General features: G+C 62.4%; 7 protein-coding genes. 3 read left to right on the top strand and 4 right to left on the bottom strand.

All coding sequences use genetic code 11. The features are described 5' to 3' along the window. Positions 1-2,044: DUF1549 domain-containing protein (locus tag BV034_RS02845; RefSeq protein ID WP_265592551.1), on the bottom strand; the 2,044-nt coding region annotated here is incomplete at its 3' end. A 367-nt stretch (positions 2,045-2,411) separates the two neighbouring features. On the opposite strand from BV034_RS02845, the gene BV034_RS02850 reads away from it, so the two are divergent. Continuing rightward, positions 2,412-2,831 (top strand): hypothetical protein, encoded by a 420-nt coding sequence (locus tag BV034_RS02850; RefSeq protein ID WP_050023929.1) that lies wholly within the window; start codon positions 2,412-2,414, stop codon positions 2,829-2,831. A gap of 477 nt (positions 2,832-3,308) precedes the next feature. Here BV034_RS02850 and BV034_RS02855 read toward each other — a convergent pair whose 3' ends face one another. The 3 genes from BV034_RS02855 to BV034_RS02865 form a co-directional block, all read right to left on the bottom strand. Then, complete coding sequence (locus BV034_RS02855; RefSeq protein ID WP_050023930.1) at positions 3,309-4,766, bottom strand: DUF1501 domain-containing protein; 1,458 nt, start codon at positions 4,764-4,766, stop codon at positions 3,309-3,311. 43 nt (positions 4,767-4,809) lie between these two features. Next, on the bottom strand, positions 4,810-7,503 hold the full coding sequence (locus BV034_RS02860; protein WP_050023932.1) for a PSD1 and planctomycete cytochrome C domain-containing protein: 2,694 nt from the start codon (positions 7,501-7,503) through the stop codon (positions 4,810-4,812). A gap of 173 nt (positions 7,504-7,676) precedes the next feature. Beyond that, positions 7,677-10,220 (bottom strand): transglycosylase domain-containing protein, encoded by a 2,544-nt coding sequence (locus tag BV034_RS02865; RefSeq protein ID WP_050023935.1) that lies wholly within the window; start codon positions 10,218-10,220, stop codon positions 7,677-7,679. Positions 10,221-10,357: 137 nt separating this feature from the next. Between BV034_RS02865 and BV034_RS02870 the strand changes: the two genes are divergently transcribed. Together BV034_RS02870 and asd are read left to right on the top strand one after the other, a co-directional pair. Continuing rightward, entirely contained in the window at positions 10,358-11,443 is a 1,086-nt protein-coding gene (locus BV034_RS02870; protein ID WP_265592552.1) for an SAM-dependent methyltransferase, read from the top strand. A 10-nt stretch (positions 11,444-11,453) separates the two neighbouring features. Further along, positions 11,454-12,359, top strand: a complete 906-nt coding sequence (gene asd, locus BV034_RS02875) for an archaetidylserine decarboxylase (RefSeq protein WP_050023939.1) — start codon at positions 11,454-11,456, stop codon at positions 12,357-12,359. Positions 12,360-12,371: the final 12 nt, after the last annotated feature.

Here is a 12,371-nt window from a genome sequence, read left to right on the forward strand (position 1 = left end):
TGCCGTCGATGGCGTGGGCCACGGTGAAGCCGTTTTGCTCGAAGTCGGCGGTTGCTTCCTTAAACCGGATGTCCACCGGGCCGCCCACGTTCAGCGTGGTGCTGGGTTGGGGGGCGGAGGCTTCATCGCGATGGAAGACTTCTTTGCGACCCGCATCCAGCGCCACCACCTGGAAACCCGCCGTGCGGGACCCGGTGTTGCCGTCGGTGCGGTTCCACACCACGATGGAGTCCACCGGCACTTCCTGATGGAGGTCCACCTCCCACCAGGGATCGTCCTGCTGGGAGCAGTGACTGACGGACTTCTTCGCATAGTCGCCGTCGGTATTGCCGTCCGCCGCCAGCTTGGCCGGCCCTTCGAATCCGGTGGAGGATTGCGTGGCGAGCCCTGCGGGAGCCAGGTTCTTTCCTGCGGAGTAAACTTGCACCTCTGCCAGATGCAGAATGCGGGATTTCCCTGGTAGGGTGACGCGAACGAAGCGGGCCTTGGGGCGGCCCTTTTCGGGCGTGGCGGCTTCGGCGAGCACCTTGAACTCGCTGAGCACAAAGTTGCCTCCTCCCGAGCGGCCGGGGCCTTTGCCAGGCAGCCGGTCATCAGGCAGGGCTTCTATGCGGATGCCGGTGATGCCTCCTGGCGCCACGGCCTCCAGCTGGTGGGTGTCGGACTCCGCCGCTTCAATCAGCAGGGAATGGTCCGGCTGCTTCTCCAGGCGCGCGCCCTTCTCTGAGCGGGCCGAGGCGAGCTCCACCGGCTGCCAGCGCGTGGGTTGTTTCATCGTTGCCTCCCATGCGGCCAGTTCTTCCACGAGTGCAGGCGGGGCTGGTGCCTTCAACTGGGTTTCCAGCGCCAGGATCTCCTTCTGCAAGGTCTCCATGCGATCCCGCTGCGCGGGGTCGGGCACGGCCAGGGTGGGCGTTTCGTCCGCCCGGTCGTTGTCCGCCGTCTGGTTGAAGATGGCGAAGAACTCGTAGTACTCCTGTTGGGTGATGGGGTCGAACTTGTGCGTGTGGCATTGCGCGCAGCCCAGGGTGAGCCCCATCCACACCTGCATGGTGGTGCCGATGCGGTCCTTCACGGCGGCCACACGGAACTCCTCGTCATCCGTACCGCCCTCGGTGTTGGTCATCGTGTTGCGATGAAAGGCGGTGGCGATCAGCTGCTCTTGCGTGGGATTTTTCAGGAGGTCGCCCGCCAGTTGATCCCGGGTGAACTGGTCATAGGGCTCGTTGCGATTGAAGGCATCGATCACCCAGTCGCGATATGGCCAGATGTTCAGCCGCAGAGGATCGCTGCCGTATCCAGCGGAGTCAGCATAGCGCGCCAGATCGAGCCAGACGCGAGCCCAGCGTTCGCCGTAGGCCGGTTGGGCCAGGTAGTGGTCCACCATGCGCTCGTAGGCATCGGGGCGCTGGTCATCGACAAAGCTCTTCACTTCAGCCGGAGAAGGCGGCAGGCCGGTGAGGTCCAGAGCGACGCGGCGGATAAGCGTGTGGCGGTCGGCTTGCGGTGCAGGGGTCAGCCCTTCAGCCTTGAGATGCTTCTGCACAAACGCGTCCACAGGAGCCATTGATGCCGTGGGCGGAGTGGGTTTCACGGGCTTCTGAAAAGCCCAGTGTTCCGCGTAGGGTGCCCCCTGGGTGATCCACTTCTTCATCACCTCGATCTCGCGGGAGGTGAGCGCGTGCCCCTCTTTTGGCGGGGGCATGACCTCATCGGGATCGGTCGTCAGGATGCGCGCCATGATGTCGCTGGCCCCGGCATCGCCGGGTTTGATGGCCTGCACGCCATCCCGGTCCTTGATGGCTTCAGCGCGCAGATCCAGCCGCAGCTTCGCCTTCCGGGATCCCTCGTCCGCCCCGTGACAGTGGTAGCACTTGGCAGAGATGATCGGGCGCACATCCTTGTTGAAGTCCACCACCGCTGGGACAGGCAGGTTCTTAAACACATCACCATGAGGATTCTCCTCGGCCAGGGCGAGAACGGGTGCTCCCAGCAGGGCCAGGGGAAGCAAACGGCAGAGGGGGGCAGGTATGGCGGAGCTCATGCGCGCTGAAAGAAGCTAATAAGGGGCCTGGGCGTTCAAACTATCACTTCAACAAATGTTCCCGGCAGGACGAGTGTAACGAAAATTCGCTACAATTTCGAAATGTCGCGAGGCAGGGACAGCCTTCTATTATCCCCTACTCGCCTCCGGAGGGATAGGCTGAATCCCTGTAGTAAGTGCCCATTTTTGGCCCAAAGGCTTTTGGGGGCAGCGCGTGCGTCCGCTGGCTCGCGACGGGGAGGAGCCTGAGTTCAGGAAACAAGGGCGCCTCCGTGCGGGGCCGGCATCGTGATTTGACCGGAGCCAGCCGCCGCCGGTCGTTTTGACCGGTCGCCCAAGTGATGTTAAAAGGAGCCTTCCAACGCGTATGAAGTCCTTGAGGTCAGTAGTCAGTGTGGTCGCGAGTTTGGTTGGCCTGGTCCTTGCCTCCTGTGTCGGCACGGAGGACGAGGCGAACCCAGGAAGAACAGTGGTGCTCAGGTACAAGGACTTTGGTCCGCAGGCGGCAGCCTACGAGTTGCTGGGTTACGAATGGCCCCAGTGGGAGACCCAGGGATCGGGCGACCCGACAGAGGTGTCGGAGATTGGCGTGGTCGTGTACCGCGGCCTGCCACTCAGCGCCGTGCAGCAGATCTACCCTGTGGTCCGGGGCAGGCAGGACTACCGATATGTCTCCTATGATCAGGCCGTGGACTATTGTGACCGGATGTTGCAGGAGAGCGGTGATTTGCTTGGACATCTCAAGCAGACCCGGAGGACGATCGAGGCCCATCTCGGTGAGCCTTAGAAGTGAGTGACCGTATCCCTTGCTTGCAAGTTTCGCCCCGCTCTGATAGAACGGCGGAAGTTGCTCTAAAGGATGTTGAAATGCCTTGGCCACTATGAGCTCTGACGTTGCTTGCCCCTGACAAGACCAAGTTATCTGCCCGGTCGCCCGCACCTGAACGCATTCTCCCGAATGCATCCACGAGCGTCCCTCCCACACCGCCGCAGACGCAACCCGTGGCTGCGTTTGTAAAAACGCGGTCAAGACGTCGCTTGCCTCTGCAAGACCAAGCCACCCATCCCGGCCGCCCGCACCTGAACGCATTCTTACGAATGCATCCACGAGTTTCCTTCCCGCACCGCCGCAGACGCAACTCGTGGCTGCGTTTGTGAAAACGCGGTCAGGACGTCGCTTGTCTCTCACAAGACCAAGCTATCCACCTGAACGCATTCTCGCGAATACTTGAAATAGCTGCAACCAGGCTAGGGCGATCTGCCCCTACGCCAGCAGCTCCGTCACCACTCTTGCTTCGGCGTTTTCCACGAGCACTTGATCAGTGCCATTGCGCTTGTAGGTGAGCTTCTTTGGATCGAGACCGAAGAGGTGGAGGAGGGTGGCGTGGTAGTCGTAGTGATTCACGACGTTCTCGACGGCGTGGTGGCCGAACTCATCGGTGGCACCATGGACGTGGCCGCCTTTAAAACCGCCGCCGGCGACCCACATGCTGAAGCCGTAGGTGTTGTGGTCGCGTCCGACCTTGCTGCGGTCGTTGTTGCCACCGGCACGGTTCTGGATGACGGGAAGGCGGCCCATTTCTCCGCCCCAGTGGACGACCGTGCTGTCCAGCAGTCCGCGGTCCTTGAGATCAATGACGAGGGCGGCAGCTGGCTTGTCCACGTACTTGCAGGCGGCGGGCAGGCTGGTGCCGATGGAGGCGTGGTGGTCCCAGGTCTGGTTGCCCGTGAAGAGGCTCACAAAGCGGACACCGCGCTCAACAAGGCGACGGGCGATGAGGCAGCGGGTGCCAAACTCCTGGGTGGCGGGATCGTCAATGCCGTAGAGTTTCCTTGTACCCTCGCTCTCCTTGGTGATGTCGAGCGCCTCCTTGGCTGCGGTCTGCATACGGGCGGCCAGTTCGAAGCTCTGGATGCGGGCTTCAAGGTCGAACTCACCGGGACGGCGGGCGAGGTGCTGCTGGTTGAGCTGGCCGAGGAAACCGAGGTAGCGGTCCTGGGCCTCGCCACGGAGGGACATGGGGGCGTCGAGGTTGAGGATGCGGGGCTCGCGGGGACGGATGACAGTGCCCTGGTAGAGGGAAGGCAACCAGCCGTTGGACCAGTTGTCCACGCCCAGCACGGGCACCCCGCGAGGGTCGGTGAGCGCAACATAGGCAGGGAGATCCTGGTTCTCAGAGCCAAGCCCGTAGGTCACCCAACTCCCCAGGGTGGGGCGGCCGCCGACGATGCGGCCGTTCATGAGGGCGTAAATGGACTGGCCGTGATTGTTCACGCCGGTGTGCATGGACCGGATGAGCGTGATGTCATCGGCGATGCTGCCCATGTGCGGCACGAGTTCCGACATCTCCATGCCGCTCTGGCCGTGTTTCTTGAACTTCCAGGGGCTGCCCATCATCTCCAGGCTGGCACCGGCGGCATCATCCTGTTTGATCTCGCCGGTGTAGCTCTTGCCGTCGTGTTTGGTGAGCTCGGGTTTGGGGTCAAAGAGGTCGATGTGGCTGGGGCCGCCCTGCATGAACATGGAGATCATGGCCTTGGCTTGCGGCGGCTTGTGGGCGGGCTTGGCCAACAGGTCGAAGTGCTGGGCCTTGAGCCGCTCGCTGGAGGCCAGCAGGCCTTCTTGCTTCAACAACCAGGCCAGCGCCACGGATCCGATGCCGTAGGCGTTCGAGGAAAGAAAGTGGCGGCGGGAGAAGGGATTGCAGGCTCCAGTGTTCATGGGGCAAAGGGCAGAAAATAGGGGTTCCGGAAGGGGGAATCGGTCAGTCAACGTAGAGGAATTCATTCGCGCTCATGAGCGCGTGGCAGAGGGCCGCCAGACTGAGCAGAGCGGGGTCGGCGTTGGTCTTGGATGGCGGTCCCACGGCGTATTCCAGCGGGGCAGGATGATCCTTGTAAAAGGCCATCTGGGCGGTCACAAATTCCACGGCGCGGGCGGTCTCCTCCGGCACGGCCGGGCGGCCGTAGGCCAGTTCATAGGCGCGGCGCACCTGGGCGATCACATCGGCCGGGCGTTCCTTTTGCAGGCGGCTGGCGAAGAGTTGGGCGTACTCCCGCATGGAGCCGTTGTTCATGAGCAACAGAGACTGCGGGCTCACCGTGGTGCGGGGACGCTCCGCGCAGTTTGGCTCCATCATGCTGGGAGCGTCAAAGGTCTCCAGCATGCCCAAAGGCCGGGTGCGGCGCGCCTGGATGTAGATGCTGCGCCGGTATTCCTCGCCGTTCAGCGGGATGATTTTGCCGGTCTGCCGCCCTGCCGTGTCGGCGGTGTCGATGCCCACCACCACCTGGCCTTCTTCATTGTACATGATGGGCACAGGCGGGCCGAACATCTTGGGGGTGAGCTTGCCTGTCACCGTGATCATGGCGTCCCGCAGGGACTCAGCTTCCAAGCGGCGCACATTCATGCGGCCCACCAGCGCGTTGTCGGGGTCGAGCTGTTCTTTCCTCGCATCCCGCGTGGAGGCCTGGCGGTAGGCATGGCTCGTCATGATCAGCCGGTGCAGCTTCTTCATGCTCCAGCCTTCCTTCATGAAGCGGTCTGCCAGCCAGTCCAGCAGTTCGGGATGGCTCGGAAGCTGTCCCAGATGGCCGAAGTCCCCCGCGCTGGTGACGATGCCGCGGCCGAAGTGGTGCATCCACACGCGGTTGACCATCACGCGAGCCAGCAGGGGATGGGTGCCATCGGTGAGCGACTGGGCAAAGGCCAGGCGACGTCCGCTGGTGGGCAGGCTGTTGTTTTTGACGGGAACATCCACGTTCCTGCTGCCGCCCAGGACGGTGAGGTCACCCGGGGTTACTGCTTTCTTTGGTTGGTCGGGATCGCCCCGGTGGAAGATGTATGTCACCGGCACGGTGGCCCCCACGGGCTCGGTTAGAGCCTGGACGAACTCCTCCTTCGGCTTCTTCGCCCGCACGGCGGCGGCGGCATCCGCCATGGTCTTCAGATCGGCGGCGTGTTTGGTCTTGTAGGTCGTGTCGTAGAGATAGAGCGATCCGCCGCTGAGCTTGTTGATGCTGGGGTGCTTGGCCAGCAGCTTCACCTGCTCCGGCGTGCGCTTCTTCGCCTCCGTTTTGTAAGCGGTGCGTAGCGGATCACGCAGGGCCTCTTCACGTTTGGCGAGTTCCTTCTCCAGGGTGGCGTCAATGAATTCGGCCTGCTTGGCAAGACGGACATCGTCCAGCTTCTTCGCCTCCACCTCGATGGCAGCAGCCTCGGCGCGCTGAGTGTCACTCATCAGGGAGACGAGACGGGCATTGGGGGCCTTCCACTTTTTCCAGTCCAGGGCGGGTTCGAGGAGTGCGCGAATGCGATGGTAGTCCGCGTGGGTGATGGGGTCGTACCGATGGTCATGGCACTGGGCGCAGTCGATGGTCATGCCATAGAGGGCGCTGCCCATGATCTTGATGGTATCGGCCAGCACCGCGTTGCGGGAGGTCTTGTCGTCCATGGCACCTGTGCCATCCGCAGCCATGCGCAGGAAGCCGGTGGCGGCCAGTTTGTCCGCTGCGTCTGCAGAGAGGTTGCGGTAGGGCTGGGGCACCATTTCATCCCCGGCGAGCTGCTCGCGGACAAACTGGTCAAAGGGCTTGTCCTGATTCAGAGACTTGATGACGTAGTCGCGGAAGCGAAAGGCGTGAAGTCTCTCCGTGTCCTTTTCCGTGTAGCCGTCAGAGTCAGAATAGCCCGCTACATCCAGCCAGTGGCGGCCCCAACGCTCGCCATAGTGAGGTGACTCCAGCAGGCGGGTGATGAGCCGGTCATAAGCGCCTGGCCGGGTGTCTGCCACGTAGGCGGCCACCTCTTCCGGGGTGGGCGGCAGGCCGGTCAGGTCAAAGGTCACACGGCGCACCAGGGAGGCAGGGCTGGTTTCCGGAGACAACTCCAGGCCCTGCTGGCGCAAGCGGTAGAGCAGAAAGGCGTCGATGGGGTTCTCCGCCTCTGGCCCCATGTCGGGCACCCGGGGTGACTGAATCGGCTGGAAGGCCCACCAGGCGCGTTCCTCATCGGTGAAGGCGTATTCCGGTCCCAGTTTCTCCGGTTCTGGCCGGGCGGTGTTCGCGCCCTGATTGACCCACTGTTCCACGATGGCAATCTCCGCGTCGCTCAGCTTCTTGGCCCCTTTGGGCATCTCACCGGATTTCAGCATCTCCAGGAGGAGGCTTTCATGGGCTTTTCCGGGCACAATCGCGGGGCCGGTGTCGCCCCCCTGGGCGAGAGAACGACGGAGCCGCACGTCCAGGCCTCCTTTGACCTCGCCGTCCTCCCCATGGCAGTGGAAGCAATGCGCCTTCAAGACCGGGCGCACATCCTTCTCATAGGTCAGGCTCTGGCCTGGCCGGGACCCTGGTGCAGGGGCCGCAGCATGGAGCAGCGATCCTGCCAGACTGGAGGCTGCCACAACGGCGAGCACGACAATCTGACGGTGATGAAGGAGGGGGAGAGACGGGGACATGAACGCCTGGGCCACATGGCCCGATGCGTTCAACTACGACCCTCCAACCCCGCTCTTTCCTCAGGGCCCGGAAACGGCCCTGGATTGACAATCTTTTTAAGAAAGCGGTACTTTTATGTCGTCTCCGGCGACCTCATCAGGGGAGCGAGGGGTAAACTTGCCTCCGAAATGCATCAGTCCAGCTTCATCGGCGGGGGCGGGGCCAGCTTGATGGGCGTCGTCTTTTCCTGGGGGTCTTCGACCGGAATGGCCCGCTGTACGGTGGAGCCGTCTTCCAGCACGGGCTCAGCTCGCAGTACTGGTTGCAGGGTGTTGTAGGGGTCGGCCCCCAGCACGGTCAGGCCCTTCATGCGCACAGGGGAGACATTGGCCACCTCGGGGGCCTGGGTGACGAGCTGCTCCTGGATGGAGGCGGAGCCGAGGCCCGGAATGTCTTCGCCCCTGTCGCCGCTGCGGTGCAGGTCGCAAAAGACGTCAAAGTTGGAGCGCTGACGCAGGGCCTCGCGGTAGGTGTTGCGCACGGCGCGGATCTTGCCGGTGGCCGGGTCAGGGATCTTGTCGTAGCAGGTATCCAGGGCACGCAGTCCGCTGCGGCGGCACACTTCCACCATCTGCATGTCGTGGGGCGGCTGGATTTCCTCCGGCTTGTAGTCCTTGATGGAGGCATTCATCACGTCCGCCCACATGGGCAGGGTCACCTTGTTGCTGAAGGCCCCTTCGTAGATCTGTTTCTGCTGGTCGAAGCCGCACCACACACCGCAGGTCACGGCGCTGGTGTAGCCCACGAACCAGAGGTCCTTGAACTCGTAGTGAGTGCCCGTTTTGCCCGCTGCGGGAAAGTCTTTGAGGCCATACTCGTCGTAGGCCTTCTTGCCGGTGCCCTGGCGAAGCGCGTCCACGAGGCAGGAGTGGGTTTGATAGGCGGCCACTTCGTCCATGGCCTCGGTCAGCACTTCTTCATCCTGCTTCACCTGGAAGATCACCTTGCCAGCGTGGTCGGTGATGCGGTGGATGATGGAAATCTTCTTGGGACGCATGCCTTTGTTGGCGAAGGCGCTGTAGGCCAGGCACATTTCATCCAACTTCACCTCACTGGCTCCGAGGAAGGAACTGGGGTAGTCGCGGAGAGGGGACTTGATGCCAGCCTTGGCCACCAGCTCTTTCACTGCGGGGAGCCCCAGTTCCAGTCCCAGACGGGCGGTCGCCGCTGTGCGGCTCTGGCTCAGGGCCTCGCGGGCGGAAATGCTCGTGCCATAAACCAGACGGGCATCCTGCTCCGTGCCCCACTCGCCCAAGATGCCTTGAAGGCCGCCGATCATGACGTAGCGGTTGTCCAACGGGCCGTCCTTCAGCCGCTGCGGAGGAAAGTAGTCCGGGCTCTGGAATGCCGTGGCGTACACGAAGGGAAGAAAGGCTGTTCCGGCTGGGCGGCGGGACTGCACCGCGCGGTTGAACATGCTGTCCACAAAGTCGCGTCCACCCACCATGGCCAGCACGCCACCATCGCGGTTGTCGATCGCCAGCACCGCTGTCTGGAGATACTCCGGCTGGGGTTTGGGTGTATCTTCCGGAATCGTCTTGGCATTGATCCGCTTCTTGTACTCCTCCAGGAGAGCACGGTAGTAGGAGAAGGTCTGGTGCTTGTAGCCGGGGGTGCTTTCCACCTCTTCCATGCGCTTCTTGACGGAAGCCTCGGCGGTCCGCTGGAGCTGGCCGTCAATGGAGGTGTAGATGTTGAACCCGCCGATCTGAGCCGCCTCCTCGCCAATGATGGCGATGGCCTGCTGGCGGATTTCTTCATAGACGTAGCTTAGACGGTTGTCCGTGGTGCGGGGTGAGGTCACGACCGGCTGGGCGGAGTAGGTGTCGCGCTCGTCCTTGGAGATGTAGCCCTCCTCGTACATGCGATCCAACACGTGGTTGCGGGACTTCTTGGAGCGCTCCGGGTGGCGCAGAGGCTGCAGATTGTTGGGGCTCTTGATCAGACCGCAGAGAGTGGCGCTTTCCAGAAGGGTGATGTCGCGCACCTCCTTGCCGAAGTAGCCCTTGGAGGCCGCCTGGATGCCGTAGAACCCAGCACCGAAGTAGATGCGGTTCAGGTACATCTCCAGGATCTCCGATTTCGAGTATTTCTTCTCGATGCGTTCCGCCGCAAACCACTCCACGATCTTGCGCTGATAGCGGGAGTTCTTGTCCGTGGTCTCCATCTTCTTGAGGTCGAATGCCCCACGCGCCAGCTGCTGGGTGATGGTGCTTGCCCCCTGGTTCTCTTCACCCGCCTTATAATTCAGCCAGATGGCACGCAGGATGCCCATCACGTCCACGCCGCTGTGCTGGAAGAACCGGGAGTCTTCCGCGGAGGTTAGAGCCTGGATGAAGTGCATCGGCACGTCGTCCACCTTGATGGGCGTGCGGTTTTGCACGTAGATCTTGCCCAGTTCTTCGCCCTTGCGGTCCATGATGCGGCTGGCGACTTCGATCTTCTGCAGATCCGTGATGTCCAGCTCTTCTGCCTGCTCCTGGAGCGGTGCCAGGATGGCCATGATCATGCCGAAGGCCGTCACACCGATGATCAGCGTCACCACCACGAGGGCGCCGAACCAACCGCGCTTGTAGATGGGCACTCGCCGCCGGACGTTACCCCCTTTGCCCGGTGGGCGGGAGGACGTGCTCTTCATCAAGCTGCGGGCAATGGGATTGACTTCCTGATCGGACATTTCGGCAGTTTACGTTGAGGGGAGAAAGCAGTATAGCGGCCAAATCTCACATGGCGAATGCAATCCCTCGGGTCCCGGAACTGCTTCTTGAACGGCTGGCCTGTGCCCCGGGAAAGGCTGTCTCCTGGGCGGAGGTGATGCAACTCGCTCTGTATGAGCCTCTCGCGGGGTATTATCGCCAGGGGGTGCGCCGGATCGGCCGCGCGGGCGATTTTTACACCAGCGTCAGCGTGGGCCCGCTCTATGGCGAATTGTTTGCAGAGCATGCCGCGGGAGTGTGGACAGCGGCGGAGAGTCCGGAGCGGTTTGCGATCCTCGAACAGGGGGCGCATGATGGCACGCTGGCGAGGGACGTTCTGGAGGCCATCCATCGCCGCCATCCTGAGCTGGCGGCCAGGCTTACATACGTGATCATCGAGCCCGACGAGACCCTCCGGGAGGCTCAGCAGGCCTGTTTGGGACCGGAATTGTCGGCTCATCTGATCCACGCCGCGACTTGGGCACAGGTCCCGGAAATCCAGGGACTCCTGATCTGCAATGAGTTGCTGGATGCCTTTGCCGTCCATCGGATCGAATTCACCTCCGAGGGGTGGAGGGAGCTGCATGTGACCACTCGGGAGGATGGGACGTTCGAGTTTGTGCAGGAGGTGCCCTCTACGTCGGCCTTGCAGGTCGAGCTGGAGCGTCTCGGCAACGATTTCCCCGCAGGCTTTGTCACTGAGCTGAATGTGGCGATGTTGGGCTGGCTTGAGGAGGTCTCTCAGAGCGCCTTCACCGGCGAGATACTGCTGGCGGACTACGGGCATGCCGCGAGGGAGTACTACATCCCGGAGCGCAACGGAGGCACCCTCCGGCGCTACTATCAACACCGGACAGATGATCGGGTACTGGAGGATCTTGGTGAAGCAGACCTCACAGCCCATGTGAACTTCACCCGCCTTGCCGAGCAGGCCGTCGCACTGGGCATGACCGTGACGGAATTCATTGAGCAGGGCCGCTTTCTCACGCACGTTGCGGCGCGCTTGCTCCGCCAGCCTGGATTTTCACCGGATCCCGCCTGGATGCGCCAGTTTCAAACGCTCACCCATCCTGGGCACCTCGGTCACGCCTTCCAGATCCTTGCGCTTCAGAAAGGCGGCACGGAAAGCAAGGCGGAGCTCGACGCGGGCCGCCGGGAAGCCGCGTTGCGCAGACTTGGCATGGAGTCCGCTCCCATCCACTAGAACCCATTGCATGTCAGAGCCAGTCACTTACTACAACCGCTATACCCGACAGACGGAGACCGAGACCATCTATGGTGAAGGGTTCTTGCGCTGGGCTTATGAAAAGCCCCTGGGGCGGGCAGCCGTGTGGGCGCTGGTGAAGCGCTCCCTTTTCTCCAAGTGGTATGGACACCGCATGAGCCAGTGGAAGAGCCGGCAACGGGTGCAGCCTTTCATCGAGAAGTATCACATCTCCGTGGAGGAGATGGCGGGCGATCCGCAGCGGTTCCCCAGCTTCAATGCCTTCTTCGCCCGGCGGCTGAAGCCGGAGGCCCGGCCCATCACGCCAGAGCCTGAAGACGTGGCCTTTCCTGCGGATGGGCGACACTTTGCCATCCCAGACATCGGCACCAATGACGGCATCTTTGTCAAAGGCGTGTCGTTCGATCTTACGGCCCTGCTGGGCGATGCGGCCCTGGCGGAGAAGTACCTGCGAGGCTCCTTGCTCATCTCCCGACTGTGCCCAGTGGATTACCACCGTTTCCATTTCCCCGTAAGCGGCCTTCCCGGCAAGGCCCGGCTCATCAATGGCCCCCTGTACTCCGTGAGCCCCATCGCCCTGCGGGAGCGACCCACACTCCTGTGGGAGAACAAACGGTACGTCACGGTGGTGAAGACCAAGGAGTTTGGTGAGGTGTTGTGCCTTGAGATCGGTGCGACCTGCGTCGGCTCCACCCACCAGACCTACCGTCTCGGCGCGGAGGTGGCCAAGGGCGAAGAAAAGGGTTATTTCACGTTTGGCGGTTCCTGCGTCATCACTATCTTTGAGCCAGGGCGGATCAAGTTCTCACCCGACTTGCTAGAACAAAGTGCCAAGGGCATCGAGATGTATGCCCGGATGGGGGACGTCATGGCCACGAAGACCACGACGCCCTGAGTTCGTATCGCT

This window comes from Verrucomicrobium sp. BvORR034 (genome assembly GCF_000739635.1).
Lineage (GTDB): Bacteria > Verrucomicrobiota > Verrucomicrobiia > Verrucomicrobiales > Verrucomicrobiaceae > Verrucomicrobium.